Source organism: Streptomyces sp. NBC_00523, assembly GCF_036346615.1.
Lineage (GTDB): Bacteria > Actinomycetota > Actinomycetes > Streptomycetales > Streptomycetaceae > Streptomyces.
Genome location: NZ_CP107836.1, coordinates 5,309,029 through 5,329,656 on the forward strand (window position 1 = coordinate 5,309,029; position 20,628 = coordinate 5,329,656).

19 protein-coding genes are annotated in these 20,628 nt (G+C 70.7%); 13 read left to right on the plus strand and 6 right to left on the minus strand.

Translation table 11 applies throughout. The features are described from left to right. The first annotated feature begins 28 nt into the window (after window positions 1–28). Window positions 29–532, plus strand: coding sequence for a hypothetical protein (locus OHS17_RS24225; RefSeq protein WP_330313853.1), 504 nt, complete (start codon window positions 29–31; stop codon window positions 530–532). Between the two features lie 79 nt (window positions 533–611). Here OHS17_RS24225 and OHS17_RS24230 read toward each other — a convergent pair whose 3' ends face one another. Beyond that, window positions 612–2,237, minus strand: a complete 1,626-nt coding sequence (locus OHS17_RS24230) for an adenosine deaminase family protein (protein WP_330313854.1) — start codon at window positions 2,235–2,237, stop codon at window positions 612–614. A gap of 325 nt (window positions 2,238–2,562) precedes the next feature. On the opposite strand from OHS17_RS24230, the gene OHS17_RS24235 reads away from it, so the two are divergent. The 4 genes from OHS17_RS24235 to OHS17_RS24250 all read left to right on the plus strand — a co-directional run bounded on the left by OHS17_RS24235 (window position 2,563) and on the right by OHS17_RS24250 (window position 6,147). Then, window positions 2,563–3,417 carry a GH25 family lysozyme gene (locus OHS17_RS24235; protein WP_330313855.1) on the plus strand — a complete coding sequence of 285 codons (855 nt, stop codon included), beginning with the start codon at window positions 2,563–2,565 and terminating at the stop codon, window positions 3,415–3,417. 94 nt (window positions 3,418–3,511) lie between these two features. Further along, window positions 3,512–4,642, plus strand: coding sequence for a glycoside hydrolase family 3 N-terminal domain-containing protein (locus tag OHS17_RS24240; RefSeq protein ID WP_330313856.1), 1,131 nt, complete (start codon window positions 3,512–3,514; stop codon window positions 4,640–4,642). Window positions 4,643–4,730: 88 nt separating this feature from the next. Then, window positions 4,731–5,462 (plus strand): nitroreductase family protein, encoded by a 732-nt coding sequence (locus OHS17_RS24245; RefSeq protein WP_330313857.1) that lies wholly within the window; start codon window positions 4,731–4,733, stop codon window positions 5,460–5,462. A 25-nt stretch (window positions 5,463–5,487) separates the two neighbouring features. Continuing rightward, window positions 5,488–6,147 carry a class I SAM-dependent methyltransferase gene (locus OHS17_RS24250; protein WP_330313858.1) on the plus strand — a complete coding sequence of 220 codons (660 nt, stop codon included), beginning with the start codon at window positions 5,488–5,490 and terminating at the stop codon, window positions 6,145–6,147. Here the strand turns inward: OHS17_RS24250 and OHS17_RS24255 are convergent. Next, entirely contained in the window at window positions 6,144–6,383 is a 240-nt protein-coding gene (locus tag OHS17_RS24255; RefSeq protein WP_330313859.1) for a DUF397 domain-containing protein, read from the minus strand. The two genes, OHS17_RS24250 and OHS17_RS24255, sit on opposite strands and share 4 nt — an antisense overlap. Then, window positions 6,380–7,207: a helix-turn-helix domain-containing protein gene (locus OHS17_RS24260; protein ID WP_330313860.1), complete on the minus strand. Its 828-nt coding sequence runs from the start codon at window positions 7,205–7,207 to the stop codon at window positions 6,380–6,382. The genes OHS17_RS24255 and OHS17_RS24260 overlap by 4 nt, the downstream gene beginning before the upstream one ends. A gap of 111 nt (window positions 7,208–7,318) precedes the next feature. On the opposite strand from OHS17_RS24260, the gene OHS17_RS24265 reads away from it, so the two are divergent. After that, window positions 7,319–7,768: an ATP-binding protein gene (locus OHS17_RS24265; protein WP_330313861.1), complete on the plus strand. Its 450-nt coding sequence runs from the start codon at window positions 7,319–7,321 to the stop codon at window positions 7,766–7,768. Window positions 7,769–7,858: 90 nt separating this feature from the next. Here OHS17_RS24265 and OHS17_RS24270 read toward each other — a convergent pair whose 3' ends face one another. Further along, window positions 7,859–8,851 (minus strand): multicopper oxidase domain-containing protein, encoded by a 993-nt coding sequence (locus OHS17_RS24270; RefSeq protein WP_330313862.1) that lies wholly within the window; start codon window positions 8,849–8,851, stop codon window positions 7,859–7,861. Window positions 8,852–9,097: 246 nt separating this feature from the next. On the opposite strand from OHS17_RS24270, the gene OHS17_RS24275 reads away from it, so the two are divergent. The 5 genes from OHS17_RS24275 to OHS17_RS24295 all read left to right on the plus strand — a co-directional run bounded on the left by OHS17_RS24275 (window position 9,098) and on the right by OHS17_RS24295 (window position 16,648). After that, window positions 9,098–11,542: a ThuA domain-containing protein gene (locus tag OHS17_RS24275; RefSeq protein ID WP_330313863.1), complete on the plus strand. Its 2,445-nt coding sequence runs from the start codon at window positions 9,098–9,100 to the stop codon at window positions 11,540–11,542. Window positions 11,543–11,556: 14 nt separating this feature from the next. Next, complete coding sequence (locus OHS17_RS24280) at window positions 11,557–13,752, plus strand: OmpL47-type beta-barrel domain-containing protein (RefSeq protein WP_330315339.1); 2,196 nt, start codon at window positions 11,557–11,559, stop codon at window positions 13,750–13,752. A 147-nt stretch (window positions 13,753–13,899) separates the two neighbouring features. Continuing rightward, window positions 13,900–15,474: a bifunctional NAD(P)/FAD-dependent oxidoreductase/class I SAM-dependent methyltransferase gene (locus tag OHS17_RS24285; RefSeq protein ID WP_330313864.1), complete on the plus strand. Its 1,575-nt coding sequence runs from the start codon at window positions 13,900–13,902 to the stop codon at window positions 15,472–15,474. Between the two features lie 82 nt (window positions 15,475–15,556). Next, window positions 15,557–16,099: a DinB family protein gene (locus OHS17_RS24290; RefSeq protein WP_330313865.1), complete on the plus strand. Its 543-nt coding sequence runs from the start codon at window positions 15,557–15,559 to the stop codon at window positions 16,097–16,099. Window positions 16,100–16,129: 30 nt separating this feature from the next. After that, window positions 16,130–16,648 (plus strand): proline dehydrogenase, encoded by a 519-nt coding sequence (locus OHS17_RS24295; protein ID WP_330313866.1) that lies wholly within the window; start codon window positions 16,130–16,132, stop codon window positions 16,646–16,648. Between the two features lie 16 nt (window positions 16,649–16,664). Here OHS17_RS24295 and OHS17_RS24300 read toward each other — a convergent pair whose 3' ends face one another. Beyond that, entirely contained in the window at window positions 16,665–17,285 is a 621-nt protein-coding gene (locus tag OHS17_RS24300) for a YceI family protein (RefSeq protein ID WP_161211144.1), read from the minus strand. A 225-nt stretch (window positions 17,286–17,510) separates the two neighbouring features. Here OHS17_RS24300 and OHS17_RS24305 point away from each other — a divergent pair, with 225 nt between their 5' ends. Both OHS17_RS24305 and OHS17_RS24310 read left to right on the plus strand, forming a co-directional pair. Further along, complete coding sequence (locus OHS17_RS24305; RefSeq protein ID WP_330313867.1) at window positions 17,511–18,050, plus strand: hypothetical protein; 540 nt, start codon at window positions 17,511–17,513, stop codon at window positions 18,048–18,050. An 83-nt stretch (window positions 18,051–18,133) separates the two neighbouring features. Next, on the plus strand, window positions 18,134–19,201 hold the full coding sequence (locus tag OHS17_RS24310) for a DUF4185 domain-containing protein (protein WP_330313868.1): 1,068 nt from the start codon (window positions 18,134–18,136) through the stop codon (window positions 19,199–19,201). 71 nt (window positions 19,202–19,272) lie between these two features. Here OHS17_RS24310 and OHS17_RS24315 read toward each other — a convergent pair whose 3' ends face one another. Continuing rightward, window positions 19,273–20,502, minus strand: a complete 1,230-nt coding sequence (locus OHS17_RS24315; protein ID WP_330313869.1) for a glycoside hydrolase family 64 protein — start codon at window positions 20,500–20,502, stop codon at window positions 19,273–19,275. Window positions 20,503–20,628 lie beyond the last annotated feature (126 nt).

The following is a 20,628-nucleotide window of genomic DNA, read 5'->3' on the forward strand; positions in this document are numbered from 1 at the left end:
CCAGTCGCCCCGTGACAGAATCGAGCGCATGAACGACGCGGCCGCGACGCCCATGGCCCAGCTGGTGCACCGCCGTTGGCGCGAAAGGGAGGCGCCCGACGGGGACGTCATCGTGTTCGCCGACGGCTCCCTCCGCGTGATGGACCTCCTGCGGACGCACGAGGCCGGACGGCCCGACGATCCGCGGGCCGAGAGCTGGCACTGGCTGGAGATCCTGCGGGCCACCGAATGGAGCGCCGACGACTGGCTGGACGTCGATTCCACCCACGCCGTCCACGTCCACGGGGGGAGCCGCGCCTCGGCGGGGGAGTCCGCCCGGCACGGCTCCATCGGCTGGGTCGCGCTCACCCGGGACGACGAGGAGAACACCCTTGAATGGCTCGCCGTCTCCCGCTGGTCCGACCCGTTCCGCGAAGTCGCCCTGGACGACACCGCGGTGACCGCGGTCAGCACCGCGGGCCGCGTCTGGACCTTCCCCCGCGACGCGCCCCAGAACGTGCGGATCACCCTCGCCCCGGGCGGGCGCGGCTGAGACGGGACCCGGACACGCGTCCGGGCCGCGGGGGGACGGCCCCGCGGCCCGGACGCGGTGGAGCGGCTGCCCCGCGGGCTCAGCCGCGGCCCCCGTGGGCCCGCTCGAACGTGGCGAAGGCCGCCTCCTGGCGCCACTCGGTCGCCGCCTTCGGGCTGCCCGCGAGGTACCGCGCACAGCGCGCGCTCGGGCGGCCGTCACCGGGGCGGTCGGCCCGGCAGGCCGCCACCACGCGGTAGCTCGACGGTGCGCTGCCGGTGGCCCACAGGCTGCGGCCGTCGCGGAAGGCGTACTCCAGCGAGGCGCGGGCCAGGTCCTTCAGCTCGGTGTACGAGAGGCGGTAGGTCTTCGCCGCGTACTGGTACTCGTGGCTGATGTCGATCCGGGAGACGCCCGGGTCGTCCGTGGAGAGCACGATCGGGACGCCGTAGCTGCGGTACGCGTTGAACGGGTGGTCGTCGCCCGCGATGCCGAGGATCTGCTTGTTGCTGGAGAACGGCACCTCGACGGCCACGTGGCGCCGGGCCATCGTCCGGGCCAGCGCCCGCCAGTCGTCCTCGTGGACCAGGTCGACGCCGTGGCCGATGCGCTCGGCCCCGGCGACCCGCACCGCCTCGTTGATGTGGAAGGTCAGGTCCTCCGGCTTGACCAGGCCCGGGGCCAGCTCACCGGCGTGCAGGGTGAGGTGGGCACCCGGGTACTGCCCGCGCAGGTACTTCAGCATCCGCATCTGGAGGCTGTAGTCGCGCAGCGAGGTCTCGCCGTCCTCCGGCTGCACGAGGTTGACCGCGACGAACCTCGGGTCGCGCTCGGCCAGCCGCATGCCGACCGCCATCTGCGTGAACACGCGGTTCGGGGCGCTGCCCCGGGAGACCTGGGAGATCCACCGGACGGGCAGCTTGCAGGCGGGAGCGGGGCGCGGGGTGTCGCAGTGCGCGGCCTCGCGGAACTGCGCGTCGCTGTCGTCGGCCTCCTGGACGGCCTCGTCGATGACCTTGTCCAGCTTGCCGCCCGCGACGAGCTTGCGGTGGAACGCGGCGAAGTCGGCGTCGTAACCCACCTCGTCGGCCAGCTTCTTGGCGCTGTCCGAGGCCGGGCTGACCATCGTCTCCAGGTAGAACTGGTTCTGCTTCACCACGGTGTTCGCGACGTTGGCGAGCATCTTGCCCCGGGCGTACCAGGTGGCCATGCCGAACTTGCCGAAGGTGTCGAAGAAGTGGTCGTGCCCGGACTCGTCGGCCGGGAAGTCCTGCATCGACCAGGCCCGGATGATCTGCTGCTTGAACGCGGGGTCGGTGCGCGCGTCGGAGGCCGGCCGGGCGCCCGGGGCACACGGCGAGGCCACCGCGGTCATCGTCGCGTCGATGCAGAGCCCCTGCTCGATCGCGAGCTGGAGCAGATACTCGGTGGTCACCGCGCCGGACAGGTGATTGTGCAGGTCACCGCCCTTGGGCAGCTCCTTGAAGAAGGCCCGCAGCTGCGCGGGCCGCTCCCGCAGCGCGTCCAGGTAGGCGGCGGTACGGCGTTCGGCGGGCGTCACCGGCCGGGGCGCCGCATACGCGGTGGAACGTACGGCGCTGTCGCGCGCGGGTGCGGCGGCGGTCGCGGGAAGCGCCGGGACCAGACTCAGCAGCGCGAGCGCACCGCCGAACCCGGCCAGCAAAGGGGACTTGGGACGGCGGACCGTCCGGTTGGTAGAGATCACCGAGGCATGATCGCCCTCGCCAAGGTCATTTGCCCGCGAATCATGCCTTTGAGGGAGAACGTCCACCCGATCGAGTGGGGGAGCGCCTGACGGACCGTTTCGGCCACGCGGAAACTTTCCGCCGGGCGGGAGGTGTTCGCGCTGCTCACGGAGACGGATGGAGGTCTAGACCACTAACGAGGAACGAAAACTGTTTACCGAAGGGGTGTTCCTGTGGCTGACTGTGTCGTGTTCGCGACAAGTGGACGCGCGTAGACCCCATGCGTGAAGCGTGCTGCCCGAACGGCCGGTCAGGGCCGTTCCCCCCACCAGCAGGAGGCTCCTCATGATCACTCGCAAGAGACTCACCGCGGCCGGTGTCCTCGGTACGAGCGCGGCGCTGCTGCTCGGCCTGATGTCCGGCACCGCCTCGGCGGCGCCCCGCCACGACAACCCCGTCCCGCTCGGCAAGGGGTACATGGGCGTCGGCTACGTCCAGGACACCAAGGACTTCAAGCCGGACGCCCGGCAGCTGCACCTCGGCGCGCAGCCGGGCGCCGGCCTCAAGGCGAACCCCGAGGGCATCGACGTCTCCAGCTGGCAGGGCGGCATCAACTGGAGCTCGGTGCGCGGCGCGGGCATCGAGTTCGCCTGGATGAAGGCCACCGAGGGCCTGACGTACAAGGACCCGACGTTCAGTGCCAACTACCTGAACGCCTACAACGCGGGTGTCATCCGGGGCGCCTACCACTACGCCCGGCCGGACGTCTCCGGCGGCGCGGCGCAGGCCGACTTCTTCGCCAGCAACGGCGGCGCCTGGTCCCGGGACAACCTCACGCTCCCGGGCGTGCTCGACATCGAGGGCACCTGCTACGGCTACTCGCAGGCGTCCATGCAGCAGTGGATCCTCGACTTCTACAACCAGTACAAGGCCCGCACCGGCCGTGACGTGGTGATCTACACCAGCCCGAGCTGGTGGAACACCTGCACCGGCGGCTGGAGCGGCATGTCCGCCCGCAGCCCGCTGTGGGTCGCGAACTGGACCACCGGCACCCCCAGCATCCCGTCCGGCTTCCCCTTCTACACCGTCTGGCAGTACACGTCCACCGGCTCGGTGAGCGGAGTCTCCGGCAACGTCGACCGGGACCGCTTCGGCGGCGACCGCTCCCGCCTCCTCGCCCTGGCGAACAACACGCCGTGAACGTAAACGTATAGGTGTACGAGCCGGAGCGGCCTGGTCGGGCCGCTCCGGTCCCACCCGCCCCCCCCCACGACCGTTCACGAAGGAGCACCTCATGACCCCACCCCTGAGCCGGCGCGGCGCCCTGATCGCCGGGGCGGCGGCCCTCGCCGGCGGTCTGGGCCCGGCGGCCGGCGCGGCGGAGGCGGCCCTCCGGCTGCCCGAGAGCACCCGCCCCCGTTTCTCCGCCCTGTCGCCCCTCCAGCGCGCCGGGCAGCGCGTCATCCACTCGTACCCGGGCCTCACGCCCCCCGCGTCCCTGATGACGGCCATCGAGCAGGGCCACACGGCGGGCGTCATCTTCTTCGGCGAGAACGTCCAGAACCTGACGCAGATCGAGGGCGTCATCCGGTCCATGGAGCAGGCCCGCGCCTCCTCCCCCGTCAAGGCCCCGCTGCTCCTCATGACCGACCAGGAGGGCGGCATCATCCGCCGCCTGCCGGGGGAGCCCGTCAAGTCCGCGAAGGACGTCGGCGCCTCCTCCGATCCGCACTACTGGGCCGATTTCACCGGCAGCGGCGCGGGCCTGAACCTCGCGGGCGTCGGCATGAACGTCAACCTGGCCCCGGTCCTCGACGTGTACCGCACGGCCGGTGACTTCACCGACCAGTACCAGCGCTCGTACAGCAAGTCGGCCGCCGCCGTGGCCAGTTGCGGCGCGGACTTCATCACCGCGCAGCAGCGCGAGGGCGTCGCCGCCACCGCCAAGCACTTCCCGGGCCTGGGCCCGGCGACGGCGAGCCAGAACACCGACCTGCGGTCCGTCACGATCACCACCTCCGCCTCGACCCTCCGCAGCGTGGACGAGGCCCCGTACAAGGACGCCATCGCGGCGGGCGTCAAGCTCGTCATGCTCTCCTGGGCGATCTACACGGGCCTGGACTCCGCCCGCCCCGCCGGTCTCTCGCCGACCGTCGTCGGCGAGCTGCGCAACCGGCTCGGCTTCAAGGGCGTCACCGTCACGGACGCGCTGGAGGCCGGTGCGCTCTCGTCCTACGGCAGTACGTCCCAGCGCGCCGTGAAGGCCGCCGCCGCCGGGATGGACCTGCTGCTCTGCTCGGCCCGCAGCGTCTCCCAGGGCGACGAGGCCGTGGCGGCGTTGGCCGACGCCCTGGGCGACTCCCTGGACCCGACCGCCTTCGACGCGGCGGCCGCCCGTGTGAACACGCTGCGCGCGGGGCTGTGACGGCCCGCCGCCCGGTGCGAGGGGGTGCCGGGCGGCGGTGCCCAAGGGGCCTTACCGGGGCGGGAATCGAGTCGTAGACTCCGCGATCATGACCTTCGAAACGATCTACGCCGACGCGCCCTCTCCCGACGGCCCCGCGCTCTTCCCCACGATGTCCACGATGCGCGCCATGCGCCGCCTCAAGCCGGACGCCGTGCCGGACGAGACCATCGACCAGCTCATACAGGCCGCCGTGTGGGGCCCGAGCGGCGGCAACATGCAGTGCTACGAGTACGTCGTCGTCACCGACCGCGCGGTCATGGCCGAGCTGGCCCCGCTCTGGAAGCGGTGCGTGGACGCCTACCTCGCGACGACCGGCAAGCACGCGCCGGAGGGCATGGACGACGCCGCGTACGGGCGGATGGTGGCGGCGATCGAGCACCAGCGCGACCACTTCGCGGACACCCCGGCGCTGATCATCCCCTGCTACAAGTTCCCCGAGCCGCGGTTCGACGAGGAGGGCCTGGGCGTCTACGCCGCCTCGCTCGGCCCGGCCGGTCTCGACCACATGGCGAACACCCAGACGCGCTTCCAGGCGCTCGCGGAGGGCTCCTGCGTCTACCCCGGCGTCCAGAACATCCTGCTCGCGGCGCGGGCGCTGGGCCTCGCGGCCAACATCACCATCTGGCACCTGATGCTGGAGCAGGAGTGGAAGGACGCCCTCAAGATCCCCTCGGACATGCACACCTTCGCCGCGATCCCGGTCGGCTGGCCGCAGGGCAACTTCGGCCCGGTCCGCCGCCGTCCGGTGGCCGATGTGATCCACCGCGACCGCTGGTAGCGCCATTCGCGTGTACGGTACGGCGATGACCGACGCGCCCATACCGTCGCCCGCACCCGGCAGCTCCGCCGACGTCGTCCGTACGTGGGACGCCCGCGCGGACCACTATCTGCGGCTCTTCCGCGACGAGTTGACGGAGAAGCCGTACGACCTGGAGGTCCTGCGCGCGTTCGCGGAGCGGGTCGGTGCGGGCAGCCGGGTGTACGACGCGGGCTGCGGCCCCTGCGGCCACGTCACGGCCCTGCTCGCGGCCCACGGCCTCGACATGCTGGGCATCGACGTCTCACCCCGCTGCGTGGCGCTGGCGCGCCGGGAGCAGCCGGGCTGCCGGTTCGCCGTCATGGACCAGGGCGCAGTCACCGGCGGCCCGCTCGACGGCCTGGTCGCGTACTACTCCCTCCACGACCAGCCCAAGCACCGCCTCCCCGACACGATGGCGTCCTGGGCCGCCGCGATACGCCCCGGCGGCCGGCTGCTCATCGTCGCGAAGGAGGGCGAGGCCGACGGCGTGATCGCCGACCCACTGGGCAGCGAACTCCGCGTCTACTGGGCGGAGTTCACCGCGTACGAGCTCCGCAGGGCAGCCCACGAGGCAGGCTTCGCCATCGAGGACTGCACGGTCCGCGAGGCGTACGAGAACGAGATCCCGGCCCGCCGCGTGTACCTCACGGCGACGAGGCGCTAGACGTTCGCCCGAAGAAACGCGTCCCACGCGGCGGGCGGCACGGTGAGCATGGGCCCGTCGGTGACCTTGGAGTCCCGAACGTGCACGGCCGCGGGGTGCGCGGCGACCTCGACGCAGTCGCCGCCTTGGTCGCTGCTGTAGCTCGACTTGCGCCAGTCGTAGGCGACTTCGAGGCAGTCGCCGCCCTGGCTGCCGCTGTAGCTTGACTTGAACCAGTTGAGGCCGGTGCGGGTCATCTCTCTCCAAGCAGGTCGTCCATTAGGCAGATGCTCTCCTCGGGAGAGTGCGCCTGCGATCGGAGCATCCCACATTTCTGCACGAGCAAGCTGACTTCGTCCGGGTCATCGACCAGGAAGCTGACTCCTTGCCCCTCGATATAAGCCAGTTGATCGTGGTCCGGAGTCTCAAGGATCACCATCGGACCCGCGAGACCGGCGTGCTTCGGAAGCTTCATCGGCATGATCTGGATGCACACAAAGGGGAGTTCGGCGCACTTGCGGAGGTGCTCGATCTGCCTCCGCATCATCGCGGGGTCCCCGATCTCGCTGCGCAGGATGCTCTCCTCGATGATGAAGTGGAGCATCGGTCGCGGCCTGCGCTCAAGGAGTCGCTGCCGGTCGAGGCGGGCTTGCACCCACTCCTCCTGCTCGTCGTCCTCGATGGGCGGGTACAGGCAGGAGAAGATGAACCGTGCGTACTCCTCCGTCTGAAGAAGCCCGGGGATGGCCTGGCTCTGGTACGAGAAGAGGCTCAGCGCCTCCTGCTCGTACCCGACGAAGTCCTGCACGAACGCAGGGAACCGCTCCTTCTCCGGCACCTTCCCGACGGCGACCTCTAAGGCGCCCTTGGTGGCCAGGAGCTCATCGAGGAGGACGGAGAAGTCCAGCTGGAGCGGCCGCCGCCCTTGCTCGATCGACGCGATCGTGTCTTCACTGACGCGACACTGGTCCGCGAGCGCCGCCTGCGTCAGGCCGGCCACCCGGCGGAACATGGCCACCTGAGCACCGATCAGGTGCCACGACGTAATGCGCTTCTTGCTCGTCTGCTTCGCTTTCTGCATGCAGTGCCTCTCCCCGTTCAGAACGCGTGATGACCCGTCAGCGGTCGTACATCGACTTCGTACGACCTGACGCGGTGCACAACGGTAGTGACGTTGTGTGACCTTCGTCTCATGAACGAAGCGACTCAACTCCTCGAATTCCGCGAAGCCTTCTACTGCCGGGAGCGCAGGTCCGTGCCGCTCGTACGGAAGTTCGTGCGGCAGGCCCTGACCGACTGGGCGTGCGAGGAGCGCGACGTGAACACGGACGACGTGCTGCTCTGCGTCAGCGAACTCGCGACCAACGCACTCGTACACGGCGTGCCGCCGGGGCGGGGCTATCGCCTGTTCCTGCACTGGGACGGCGCGGCGGCCCGGCTGAGGGTCGAGATCCACGACAGCGGCGACGGCGAGGTCCCGGAAGCGGCCCCCACCCCGGACCCCACCGCGGAACGCGGTCGCGGCCTGACGCTGGTCGCCGCCCTGGCGACCAAGTGGGGCGTCGGCGAACGCAACCCGGGCAAGATCGTCTGGTGCGAGTTCGCCGCCCCGGCGCGGCTGTTCGCCGAGATCCCGCGCTGATCCTGCCAGGACGCCCCGGAGCGGGGCGCCCTGGCCGTCGTTCCCTCGCGTCGGCCGTTCACCGGAGGTCACGTACAGCGGTCGCCGGTGTCAGTGGCCATCGTGCGGTGAGGCGGACGTCGTGCCATGCGTGCCGTGGTCGTGCTCCTCGTAGCCCGGGATCGTGCCGTCCGGCTTCTTCACCAGGAACAGGCCGACCATGCCCATGTCGGAGTGGCTCTGGACGTGGCAGTGGTACATCCACGCGCCGGCGCCGACGCCCTCGCCGGCGATGATCTGGAAGCCGAAGGAGTCGGCGGGGCCGCAGATCTTGTTGTCGATGACCTGGCTGGGGTCGTCGGGGCCGGTGAGCATGCCGGTGCGGTTGTCCGCCCAGCGGTGTCCGTGCATGTGGAAGGTGTGGTAGTACTCACCGTGCGTGATCATGACAATCTCGACGCGGTCGCCCACGGTGGCCTCGAAGTTCGGGCCCTGCGGCAGGTTGTTGATGAGCATGTCGTTGAAGACGATCGTGTGCGTGGCGTCCGGCAGGACGTCGCCCTTGCGGCGCACGACCACCGGTCCGTACAGGCCCTTGCGGATGCCGCCGGTGCCGTGCTCCGTGCCGACGACGTGGTCGTGGTAGTGCCAGTAGCCGGCGCTGCCCGCCCGCCACGTGCCGTCCGCGCGGCGGCCGGGGGTGTGGGTGCGCCAGGTGTAGGTGCGGGTGGCGCCGGGCTCGACCTCGCTGTGGTTCATCTTGGTGCCGTCGCTGGTGATCTCGTAGTCCAGGCCGTGGACATGGAGGCTCGCGGTGACGTCCATGGTGTTCTCGAACTCGATATGGAGCGTGTCGCCCTCGATCAGCTCGATCAGCGGGCCGGGGATACTCGCCTTGCCCTTCTCCAGGCCGTAGCCCATCTGCCCGTCGGGGAGCTTCTCGGCGTACATCCTGAGGTGGCGCACCTGTCCGCCGGCCGGCGCCGTGCGGGCCGCGACGTCGGAGGCCGGGGCGGCGCCCGCCAGCTCGGGACCGGCCGACAACGATGTCGCGGCCACGGCGCCGCCCAGCAGTACCCGTCGGTTGAAAGCGCGTCTGTCCATGCCGAACTCCCCACAGAGGTATGGGCTCAGGGCCTGTGGGACGGTATCGGCTGCCTTTTGGTTTATCCACACTCAGGACAAAGTTCGTTCGATTCCGGTGATACCTCTTGGCGAACCGTGCAAAGGGGTCTAGCTTCCTCAACGCTGTCGCTGCGACCGAGGAGAGTGGGTTACCACATGCGGTTGACATCGCATCACATGCCCGTGCACCACAAAGGATCGAGCGCCAAGTCCCGGCAGAGACGGATGTGGGTCGCGTCCCTGACCGCGGGCCTCGTCACCGCCGGACTGCTGTCGGGTGCGTCCGCCAGCGCGCGCCCGGTGCCGGAACCATCTCTGACAACGATGTCGGTCAAGTCGCCACCAGGCGGCTCCGACGTGCGCGTCCTGGTCTTCTACGGCTCCGCTGCGGCCGGTGACGAGTCGCCCGTCGTGAACGCCGGCATCGCGGCGATCGAGCGCATCGGCCAGACCGGCCCGGCCGCGGAACGGTTCACCACCGAGGCCACCGGCAACGCCTCGGTCTTCACCAACGCGCGCAAGCTGGGCAAGTACAACGCCATCGTGTTCCTGACCGGCGGCGGCGACATCCTGGACGCCGATCAGGAGGCCGGTCTGGAGGCGTACATGGAGGCGGGCGGCGGCTTCGTCGGCGTCCACGACGCGGCCCGCGCCGAGCCGTACTCCGACTGGTTCACCGGCCTGGTCGGTGCCCGCCCCGCCGCCGGCGCCGCGCCCGCGGTGCAGCGGGCCACCGTGGAGGTCGGCGACCGGCGCAACCCGGCCACCAAGGACCTGCCGCTGGAGTGGAAGCGCCCCGACCAGTGGCTCAACTGGGCGAAGAACCCCTCCGGCGAGGTGCACACCGTCGCCCGGGTCCGCGAGTCGACGTACAAGCCGGGCACCGGTGCCAACGGCACCGACCACCCGGTCAGCTGGTGCCGTGACTACGACGGCGGCCGGTCCTTCTACACCGCCATGGGCGGCACGGCCTCCTCGTACGACGAGACCGACTTCCGCACCCATCTGCGCGGCGCCCTGATGTGGACCACGCGCCTCGCGCAGGCCGACTGCAAGGCCACCATCACGGCCAACTACCAGGCGGAGCGGCTCACCCAGCCCAACCAGCCCGGGCAGAACGACCAGATCGGCGAGCCGCACGGCCTGGTCACCGCGTCCGACGGCCGGGTCTTCTACATCGGCCGCGGCGGCGCCGACGCCTCCCAGCCGGTGGTCACCGACTGGAACGATCCGGACGTCGGCAAGGGCAAGGGACAGATCCACGTCTACGACCCGACGACCAAGAAGGTCACCCTCGCCGGTGAGCTGACCGTCTTCGGCAACAAGGGCGGCGGCGAGGAGCTGACGAAGGTCGAGGAGGGGCTGCTCGGCATCGAGCTGGACCCGCGGTTCACCGAGAACGGCTGGGTGTACCTGCACTACACGCCGCACTCGGAGATCAACCGCGACACGCACATGGCCGAGCGGCGCGTCTCCCGGTTCACGTACAACAACACCACCGGCAAGCTGGACATGGCCGGCGAGAAGGTGCTGCTGAAGTGGCCGGTGCAGATCCACAGCTGCTGCCACGCGGGCGGCGGGATGGCCTGGGACTCCCGGGGCAACCTGTACATCGCCACCGGTGACAACAACTCCAGTGGCTTCAGCGACGGTTACTCGGGCAACAACCCGCAGCCCAACTTCAAGGGCGTCTCCTTCGCCGACGCGCGCCGCACCGCCGGCAACACCAACAACCTCAACGGCAAGATCCTGCGCATCCACCCGGAACAGGACGGCACCTACACCCTCCCCGAGGGCAACCTGTTCACCGGCGAGGAGACCGCCGAGGGCGGCGGCAAGACGCGCGGCGAGATCTACGTGATGGGCGTGCGCAATCCGGCCCGCATCTCCGTCGACAAGGCCACCGACACCCTCTACGCCGGCTGGGTCGGCCCGGACGCCGGCGCCCCCTCGACGACCTGGGGCCCGGCCAAGTACGACACCTTCGCCGTGATCACCAAGGCGAGCAACCGCGGCTGGCCGTACTGCATGGGCAACAAGCAGCCCTACCGGGACCGCAACCTGCCCGACCCGACCAAGCCGCTGGGCTGGTACGACTGCGACCACCCGAAGAACGAGTCGCCGAACAACGACGGCCTGGTCAACCTGCCGCCGGTCACCGGCAACAACATCTGGTACTCCCCGCAGGGCGGCGGCCCCGACTACCCGCGCGACGCGAACGGCGTTCCGTCGTACAAGGAGTCGGAGGCGACCTACCAGCTGCCGTGGCTCAAGGGCGGCGGCCAGGCCGCGATGGACGGCCCGGTCTACCGCTACGACGCCGCGAACGGCAGCACGGTGAAGTGGCCCGAGTACTGGGACGGCAAGTGGTTCGTCGGTGACTTCTACGACGCCGACCAGCCGCGCAACGCCGTGCTGATGGACGCGAAGACGCAGGGCGACGGCGGGATCCCGGTGCACTCGGAGTCGCTGAAGAAGATCGTGCCGGTCGGCAACGACGGCATCAAGAACCTGATGGACTGGAAGTTCGGCCCGGACGGCGCGCTGTACGTCCTCGACTACGGGCGCGGCTTCTTCACCTCGGACGCCAAGTCGGCGCTGTGGAAGGTCACCTACAAGGGCGGCGGGCCGACCCCGGCCGCCGGTCAGCTGGCGAGGGGGACGCAGTGACAGGCAAACGGAGAGTGTGGGCCGCCCTGCTGGCGGGTCTGCTGCTGGTACTCGGACTGCAGACGACCACGTCGGCGGCCGGAACACGTGACGGCCGGACCTCACAGGCCGCCGCCGCACAGGTGCTCACCTGGACGGCCGGCGACGACATCACCAAGTACGCCAGCTTCCCGGAGACGGCGGTCGCCGGAGCTGCGACGATCGTCTTCGAGAACAGCGCGGCCACCGGCAACACCACCGGCATGCCGCACACGCTGACCTTCAGCACCAGCGACCCGGAGTACAACACCGACGTCCAGCTGAACATCCTGGCCAACCCCGGGGACGACCAGGGTGGCAAGCACACCGCCGAGGTCACCCTCTCGCCCGGCCGCTACTTCTACCACTGCACCATCCCGGGCCACAGCTCCATGACGGGCGTGCTGACGGTGACCGAGGGCGGCGGCGGTGACGACACCACCGCGCCGGAGACCTCGGCGAAGGTGACCGGAACCCAGAACGCCGAGGGCCAGTACGTCGGTGCGGCGACCGTCGCGGTCACCGCCACCGACGAGGGCTCCGGCGTGGACCGGATCGAGTACGCGGTGGGCGCCGACGGTGCCTGGCAGCCGTACACCGCGCCGGTCGTGGTGGACCAGGTCGGCGAGCAGACCGTGCGCTACCGGGCGTTCGACAAGGCGGGCAACGCCGCCGCCGAGAAGAGCGAGACCTTCACGGTGGCCGCCCCGCCGACCGACGACACGACCGCGCCGGAGACCTCGGCGACGGTCAGCGGAGAGAAGGACGCGAACGGCGACTACATCGACATGGCGACGGTGACCGTCACCGCCTCCGACACCGGTTCCGGCGTCAACACCATTGAGTACGCCGTCGGTTCGGACGGTGCCTGGCAGCCGTACACCGGGCCGGTGATGGTGCACCAGGTCGGCGAACAGACCGTGCGCTACCGGGCCACCGACAAGGCGGGCAACGCGGCCGCCGAGAAGAACGTGCAGTTCACCGTCGTGGCCGCCCCGCCGCAGGACACCACGCCGCCGGTGACCGGCGCCACCGTCAAGGGCACGAAGAACTCTGCCGGGGCCTACGTCGGCAGCGCGGAGGTCGGCGTGAGCGCGACCGACGAGGGCGGTTCCGGCGTGGCCGGGACGGAGTACTCCCTGGACGCGGGGCCGTACCTGGCCTACACCGCGCCCGTGGTGGTCGACCGGGCCGGGCGGCACACCGTCGCCTACCGCGCGACGGACAAGGCGGGCAACACCTCGGAGCCGCTGAGCGTCAGCTTCTCGGTGGTCTCCGGCGGCGGGGTGCCGGCGCCGGGCTGCCCGGAGTACGACGAGCGGCTGACCGTGATCGTCGGCACGGTCGACACGGGCGTGCCGAACCGGGTGACCAACAACCGGTGCCGGATCAACGAGTTGATCGAGGACGAGAAGGAGTGGACGTCCCAGGCGCTCTTCATCAAGCACGTGGGCGAGGTCACGGCCGCACTGAAGGCCGAGGGCGTCGTCGACCAGCGCGAGGTGAAGGCGATCAAGCAGGCGGCCCGCGCGTCCGGCATCGGCACACCGGGTCAGACGGACGGCTACCGCACGATCCTCGGCGAGGACCCGGCCACCTTCGCCAAGTGGGAGCAGGTGGGCGGCGGTTCGTTCACGCGCAACGAGGACGGCTCGATCACCAGCGGGACCACCAAGGACGGGCTGGGCATGCTCTGGTTCCCGGAGCGCACCTACGGGGACTTCTCGCTCAAGCTCCAGTGGCGGGACGACGCCCCGGGCACGGCCAACGCCAACGGCGGTGTCTTCGTGCGCTTCCCGCAGATCCACGACCACCCCGAGGAGCCGCGCCCGGAGTGGGCGGCGATCAAGTACGGGCACGAGGTCCAGGCGTTCGACAGCCCGAGCGGCGACATGTACAAGTCGGGGTCGATCTACGGCTTCGACCGGGTGGGCCTCGCCGGCGCCCAGGTGACCGAGAAGGGCACCTGGAACGACTACGAGATCCGGGTGGTGGACCAGCACTTCTCGGTCTTCCGCAACGGTGTGCTGATCAACGAGTTCGACAACACCGGCGGTCAGGACTTCTACCCGGCGCGCGGGGACGACCCCGGCACCGACGGGCGGCGCTGGGCGGCCGGCTACATCGGGCTGCAGGTGCACAGCACGTCGGACGTCATCTCCTACCGGGACGTCCGGGTCAAGGATCTGTAGGGCCACAGCAAGGCGCTCCGAGCCGGGTCAGGACTGCTTCCTGGCCCGGCTCGGCTGCGCGGCCTCGGCTTTTTTTGCCGCACCGGCAAGGATGTTTGCTGTACGGGCGGACTGTGCGCACCATCTCCGTACATGGAGGAGGTTCGCATGAGCGACAACACGCAGGCGTACGACGTAGTGGTGATCGGTGGCGGGGCCGCCGGGCTGAGTGGGGCGTTGGCCCTGGGGCGGGCGCGGCGGTCCGTGCTGGTGGTTGACGCGGGGGACCCGCGCAACGCGCCCGCGTCGCATGTCCACAACTACCTGGGGCGCGAGGGCACCCCGCCCGGTGAGCTGCTGGCGATCGGGCGGGACGAGGTCGCCGGGTACGGGGTCGAGGTCGTGACCGGCGAGGTCACCGTGGTCGAGCGGCTGCCGGAGGACTCCGGGTTCCGGGTCGTACGCGGCGACGGCGCGACCGTCACCGCGCGGCGGCTGCTGGTCGCGACCGGGCTGACCGACGAGCTCCCGCCGATCCCGGGCCTGGCCGAGCGGTGGGGCCGCGAGGTGCTGCACTGCCCGTACTGCCACGGCTGGGAGGTGCGCGACGCGGCGATCGGGGTCATCGCCACCAGTCCCATGGCCGTGCACCAGGCGCTGCTGTGGCGGCAGTGGAGCGAGGACGTCACGCTCTTCCTGCACGACGGGCCCGAGCCCACCGACGAGGAGTACGAGCAGCTCGCGGCGCGCGGCATCGCGGTCGTGGACGGCGAGGTGGCAGGGCTGGAGGTGACCGACGACCGGCTGACCGGCGTCCGCCTCGCGGGCGGCCGGGTGGTCGGGCGGGCGGCCGTGGTCGTCCAGACGAAGCTCACGGCGCGCTCCGGCCTGCTGGAGAGCCTGGGGCTGCGGCCCGTGGAGGCGGAGATGGGCGGGCAGCTGATCGGTTCGTACATCGAGGCGGACCCGGCGGGCATGACGGAGGCGGCCAACGTGTGGGTCGCCGGGAACGTGACCGGTCTCCTGGACCAGGTCATCGGTGCGGCGGCGGCCGGGCTCAAGGCGGGCGCGGCCATCAACGGGGACCTCGTCACCGAGGACACCCGGCGCGCCGTGCGGGCCCGCAACGCGCCCTCCGACGCGGAGATGTGGGACGACCGCTACCGCGAGAGCCACCGCATCTGGAGCGGCAAGCCCAACACCGTGCTCGTCCGCGAGGTCGAGGACCTGGCGCCGGGCCGGGCGCTGGACCTGGGCTGCGGGGAGGGCGCGGACGCGGTCTGGCTGGCGGGCCGGGGCTGGCAGGTCACCGCGACGGACATCTCTCGCGTGGCGCTCGGCCGGGCCGCCGAGCACGCGGCGGAGGCCGGGGTCGCCGACCGGGTGGACTGGCAGTTCCACGACCTGGGCGCCACGTTCCCCGAAGGGGCGTACGACCTGGTCTCGGCGCAGTTCCTGCACTCCATGGGCGATCTGCCCCGGGAGCGCATCCTGCACCGGGCGGCCCGCGCGGTCGCCCCGGGCGGGGTGCTGCTGATCGTGGGGCACGCGGGCTTCCCGGCCTGGGACGACCGGCACGCCGACATGAAGCTGCCGACGCCCGACGAGGTGCTCGCCTCGCTGGAGCTGCCGGAGGGGGAGTGGGAGGTGCTGCTCAGCGAGGAGCACGAGCGCGTCCAGAACGACCCGGACGGCAACCCCACCACCCGTACGGACAACGCCCTGAAGGTCAGGCGGCGTTGACCGCGCGTAGAGGACCGGATCTGACCTAATGCGCTCGTACTGTCGGTTCTGACGGCGGAACGGAACGACGGAAGGCAGAACCATGAACGCCAGCGGGACGGCCATCGCGAACACCGGCTCGGACGAGCGGGCGGACCTCCTGGAAGCGCTGGGCAAGCAGCGGCACTTCCTGCGGTTCACCACCCGCGACCTGACCGACGAGCAGGCCGGGGAGCGGACCACGAAGAGCGAGCTGTGTCTCGGCGGCCTGATCAAGCACGTGACCTCGGTCGAGCGGGGCTGGGCCGGGTTCATCGTGGAGGGTGCCGCCGCGATGCCGGACTTCAACCAGATGACCGAGGCCGACTTCGCGCAGCGGGCCGACGAGTTCAGGATGCTGCCGGGCGAGACGCTGGCGGGCGTGCTCGACGCCTACGAGAAGGTGGCGGCGGCGACCGACGAACTGGTCGCCTCGCTGCCGGACCTGGGCGCCGCGCACGCGCTGCCGAAGGCCCCCTGGTTCGACGGGGACGCGAAGTGGTCGGCCCGCAGGACGCTGATGCACATCATCGCGGAGACCGCGCAGCACGCCGGCCACGCGGACATCATCCGGGAATCCCTGGACGGCTCGAAGTCCATGGGCTGAGGTGGGCCGGGCGGCGGCACAATGGCGCGCATGGATGCCGAAGTCGCCGCGCTGATAGGGGCCGCCGTCGGCTCGCTCACCACTCTGGGGGCGGCCTTCGTCACCGGGCGGACGGCGGCCCGCTCCCAGTACGACCAGTGGCGCAGACAGCACCGCAGGGACGCGTATGTGGCGTACCTCGGGGCCCTGCACGACCGGGACATCGCCCTGGACGCCGTCTTCGAGGCGCTGCGGCCGGAGCGACCGGACCTGGCGGCCGTGGACGAGCGGGTGGCGGAGTTCGTCGGCCTGGCCCGCGAGGTGCACCGGGCCGCCGAGGTCGTCCTCGTGGAGGGGCCGGACGCCATGGTGGCGGCGGTCGGCGGGGTGGGCCGGGCGTCCGGCGAGCGCGCCGAGCTCATGCGGCGGATGGTCGCGGACGCCCGCGCCGGGGACACCACGCACAAGGCCGCGCACACCGCGCTGGCCGCCCGGCGCGACGAGGCCCTCCACCAGTCGGTGAAGGGCCTTCGCGCTGCCGCCGCGCGCGTGCTGGACGCGCCGCGCTGAGTCCGCGCTGAGAACGTTACGCCTGCGGGGCGGCCTTGATCGCGGAGATGTCGAAGTTCAGCTTCACCTTGTCGCTGACCATGACGCCACCGGTCTCCAGCGCCGCGTTCCAGGTCAGGCCCCAGTCGGAGCGCAGGATCTCGGCGCCGCCCTCGAAGCCGACGCGCTCGTTGCCGTAGACGTCCTTCGCGGAGCCGTTGAACTCCAGGTCGATGGCGAGCGGGCGGGTGACGTCCTTGATGGTCAGGTCGCCGGTGACGCGGTACTTGTCGCCGCCCAGCTGCTCGGCGGAGGTCGAGCGGAACGTCATCAGGGGGAACTTCTCGGCGTCGAAGAAGTCGCCGCTCACCAGGTGGCCGTCGCGGTCCTTGATGCCGGTGTCCACGCTGGCGATCTTCACGTCGATCGAGGCCGTGGAGTTGGCCGGGTCGCTGCCGTCGAGCTTCAGGGAGCCCTCGTGCTCGGCGAAGGAGCCGCGTACGTTGGTGACCATGGCGTGACGCACGGTGAAGCCGATGCTGCTGTGCGCCGGGTCGATCGTGTAGTCGCCCGTGAGAGCCGCCAGGGCGGGGTCGACGTCGGCCGTGGTCGTGGCGGTCGCAGCGGCGTTGTCGGACTTGCGGTTGAACAGAGCCATGGCTCCTCCTCAAAGACCTGGCCGAGTGGGCTCGACCTGTTGTTTAACCTTCAACGACTTCGACTGTAGACCCATCTTGTTCAAAGTTCAACATCTACGACGAGGATCGTCGCGACGTCCGCGATCTGTTCACGCGGCCGTTACGTGAGGCCCCCTGGCGACGCGCGTAGAACTGCGGCACCATCGCTCCTGCCCCTTTGTCATGCACAGGAGGAGAGTCCCCCCATGGTCTTCCACGCGCCCCAGGTCTGCCGGATGACGCTGCGCCCCGTCCTGACCGCCCTCGCCCTCGTGCTCGGCGTCCTCTTCGCGCCCGGCTTCGGCCTGGTGAGCGGCACGACCGACGCGTACGCCGTCACCAAGCTCACCCACAGCCAGGCGACCTCCCGCTTCAGCTCGTCCGGCGTCACCTGGTCGTCGTCCGGCGGCTGCTCCAACCGGAACGTCTCCACCTGCACCTCGTTCGACCAGCTCAACCTGCCTACCGCCCAGGGCGCCCAGACCCTGAAGAGCGCCACCGGCTGCGCCCTGAACATCACCGGCGGCACGGAGACCGGGCACGCCAGCGGCACGTACTCGCACTGGAACGGCTACAAGCTCGACTTCGGCAAGACCACCTGTCTCACCAACTACATCAAGAGCGCGTTCAGTTACATCGGCCTGCGCGGTGACGGCGCCCCCCAGTACAAGTCCGGCTCCGGCAACGTCTACGCCGACGAGGGCAACCACTGGGACGTGACCTACTACAACTGCGGCGGTTGCTGACCCCCGTCCCGTCGCGCGTGCCCCCGCCCGCCCGGGCGGGGGCGCCCGTGCTCCCCGCACGCCCCTCCCCACAGGAGCCGCCCATGCACGCGAACCACCCGAGCCGCCGCGCCCTGCTGCGCACCGGCGCCGGAGCCGCCCTCGCCGCGGCCGGCCTCGCCGCGGCCACCCCGGCCGCGAACGCCGCCTCCCTCGTCACCGGCGGCAAGGTCCGCAACCTCACCGGCCCGGCGGAGACCGGCCGCTTCGCCGCGCCCTGGACCGACCTCGGCATCCCGGCCCGCTGCCCCGACGGCTCGATGCTCCTCGTCTGCGGCGACACCTTCGACGGCGGCGGGGTCGGCGGACCCGACTGGCGCGCCCCCGTCGGCCTCCGGGCCTCGAACCCCTCGCTCGGCTCCCTCGTCATCGACGGCAGCGTCGGCGGGGCCCACGCCAACGGGCTCGTCCCCGAGGGTCACGCGGGCGGCACCACGGCCATCCCGTCCGACGTGTTCACCGTCGGCTCCACGATGTACATGCACCTGATGCGCGGGGTCATCTACCGCACCCACCACTCGGACTTCTGGCGCTCCGACGACAACGGCAACACCTGGCAGTACCTCTGCCAGTGGCCCGGCGACCAGTACGGCGGCCAGTTCCAGCAGAAGACGTACGCGGTCGCCGACGACGGGTACTGCTACGTCCTGTCCACCGCCTTCAACCGGGACGTCACCTCGGGGCTGCTGCTCCACCGCGTACGGCAGGACGCCCTCGGCAACCCCGCCGCCTACCAGCCCTGGGGGTACGCGGGCGGGGCCTGGGCCTGGGGCAACGCGCCGACCACCATCACCGGGGCCCGCCGCTGGGGCGAGATCTGCTTCCGGGCCATGGACGGCAAGTACGCCCTCACCTGGCTCAACATGGCCCCGCTCGACATCAGGGCGCAGGTCTTCGCGCTGCCCACGTCGAACCTGTTCGCCACCCCGGAGCAGACCGTGATCGTGCCGACCGTGCCCGGTCTGGAGGTGGGGAACGCGGTCGCCAGCCCGTACGGTGGCTTCATCGTCCCCGGATCGACGTTCGCGGACTTCCACCTCGCCGTCAGCCAGTGGTTCGACAACCAGAACTACCGGGTCATGCAGTACCGCATCAACGGACTCGCGGCCTGAGCCCGCGCACGCGCATGAGGGAGGACCCCCGTCCCGCCCGGACGGGGGTCCTCCCGGTCTGTTGGGTGAGGTCAGGAACCGACGCTCACCGTGAACCGCCTCGGGTTGCCGTCGTTCGCGGCGCCCGAGACGTCCGGCTGGCCGTCCGGACGCACGTCGTCGTACGGGAAGGCGTAGCCGATCGGGCTGTTGGCGTGGACGATCCGGGACCAGTGGTTGGTCACCGCGCCCTGGTAGTAGTCGGACACCGAGGTGCCGTTGGGCTGGTCCGGGTGGCTGAGCATGATCGAGCGGTTGAAGCCCGCCGCCAGCCGGGCCAGCAGGGCCTTCTTGTCGTCGTTGTCCGCCGGGTTGTTGGTGAACGGCCCGTGGTTGCAGGTGAAGATGTCCTTCGACACCGGCTTGCTGAAGGTGTGCCCGCCGTCGAACGTCAGCGTGTCCCCGCTGACCCGGCCGGTGCGCACGCCGCGCCCGCCCTGGAGGTCGATGCGCAGGTCCGTCGAGCGGTACTTCTCCCAGACCTGGTCGATCTGCGCCGTGAACAGGTCGCGGAACGGCATCTGGTCGGGCCGGTCGAAGTAGGGCGCCATCAGGTTCTGCGGGGAGATGACCCGCAGCACGCTGCCGTCCGCGCCGCGGGTCACCAACTGGTCCCAGGGCTGGCCGTCGGAGGCCGCCTGGGCGATGAGGCCGTCGGCGATCCGCTGTACGGCGCCGTCGGGGAGCGGGGCGACGGTGTGCGTGGAGTCGCCCTCCAGGGTCAGGCCGATCGGGAGCGCGGTCACCAGGTCGACGTAGCTGATGTTGGCGTACAGCTGCTGCGGGTTGAACGTGAACTCGCAGAACGACCAGGTGCGCCCGTAGTTCGGGTCGGTGGAGGTGGCGAACGCGGGCTCGACCAGGGCCGGGCCCGGGTTGAGGTAGAAGGTCAGCGTGTCGTCGCGGACGAAGTAGACCCGGGCGCCGTACATCTGAGGCAGGGTCAGCACGACCGGAGCGCCGCCCGCCCCGTTCAGCGGGATCGCGCAGTCGACCGGCAGCGGGGTCTGCGGGGCCGAGGGGGAGTCGGGGTGGTAGACGCTGCCGTCGGCGCGCAGCAGGACCCAGCGGTCGGTGCCCTGCTCGTGGCCGGTGACATAGGCGTTGACGCGGCCGGGCAGCGACTTGTTGACCAGGGCCAGTTCGCAGGTGGCGGCGGAGGCCGAGGCGCTCGGGCTCAGCGCGCTGCCCCAGAGGGGGTACGTCAGTGCGGTGGCGGTGGCGGCGGCTCCGCCCGTCAGGAACTTCCGGCGCGAAATCATGAGGCGACTCCGGGGGTACGTGGGGGGCGCGGACGGGTGGACCGTGCGGGGAGGTGGAGCGGGGGCGTCCGCGGTGCGCACCACTTTCTCGATGCACGGCACGGGCGTCAAGACTTGTGACTGAGA

Excerpts from the sequence above, each read along its gene's own strand:
- OHS17_RS24240 (WP_330313856.1), top strand. The coding sequence starts at position 3,512 with ATGACCCCACCCCTGAGCCGGCGCGGCGCCCTGATCGCCGGGGCGGCG.
- OHS17_RS24260 (WP_330313860.1), bottom strand. The coding sequence starts at position 7,207 with ATGCAGAAAGCGAAGCAGACGAGCAAGAAGCGCATTACGTCGTGGCAC.
- OHS17_RS24285 (WP_330313864.1), top strand. The coding sequence starts at position 13,900 with ATGAGCGACAACACGCAGGCGTACGACGTAGTGGTGATCGGTGGCGGG.
- OHS17_RS24305 (WP_330313867.1), top strand. The coding sequence starts at position 17,511 with ATGGTCTTCCACGCGCCCCAGGTCTGCCGGATGACGCTGCGCCCCGTC.
- OHS17_RS24265 (WP_330313861.1), top strand. The coding sequence starts at position 7,319 with ATGAACGAAGCGACTCAACTCCTCGAATTCCGCGAAGCCTTCTACTGC.
- OHS17_RS24235 (WP_330313855.1), top strand. The coding sequence starts at position 2,563 with ATGATCACTCGCAAGAGACTCACCGCGGCCGGTGTCCTCGGTACGAGC.
- OHS17_RS24225 (WP_330313853.1), top strand. The coding sequence starts at position 29 with ATGAACGACGCGGCCGCGACGCCCATGGCCCAGCTGGTGCACCGCCGT.
- OHS17_RS24250 (WP_330313858.1), top strand. The coding sequence starts at position 5,488 with ATGACCGACGCGCCCATACCGTCGCCCGCACCCGGCAGCTCCGCCGAC.
- OHS17_RS24310 (WP_330313868.1), top strand. The coding sequence starts at position 18,134 with ATGCACGCGAACCACCCGAGCCGCCGCGCCCTGCTGCGCACCGGCGCC.
- OHS17_RS24275 (WP_330313863.1), top strand. The coding sequence starts at position 9,098 with ATGTGGGTCGCGTCCCTGACCGCGGGCCTCGTCACCGCCGGACTGCTG.
- OHS17_RS24255 (WP_330313859.1), bottom strand. The coding sequence starts at position 6,383 with ATGACCCGCACCGGCCTCAACTGGTTCAAGTCAAGCTACAGCGGCAGC.
- OHS17_RS24290 (WP_330313865.1), top strand. The coding sequence starts at position 15,557 with ATGAACGCCAGCGGGACGGCCATCGCGAACACCGGCTCGGACGAGCGG.
- OHS17_RS24295 (WP_330313866.1), top strand. The coding sequence starts at position 16,130 with ATGGATGCCGAAGTCGCCGCGCTGATAGGGGCCGCCGTCGGCTCGCTC.
- OHS17_RS24300 (WP_161211144.1), bottom strand. The coding sequence starts at position 17,285 with ATGGCTCTGTTCAACCGCAAGTCCGACAACGCCGCTGCGACCGCCACG.
- OHS17_RS24270 (WP_330313862.1), bottom strand. The coding sequence starts at position 8,851 with ATGGACAGACGCGCTTTCAACCGACGGGTACTGCTGGGCGGCGCCGTG.
- OHS17_RS24245 (WP_330313857.1), top strand. The coding sequence starts at position 4,731 with ATGACCTTCGAAACGATCTACGCCGACGCGCCCTCTCCCGACGGCCCC.
- OHS17_RS24315 (WP_330313869.1), bottom strand. The coding sequence starts at position 20,502 with ATGATTTCGCGCCGGAAGTTCCTGACGGGCGGAGCCGCCGCCACCGCC.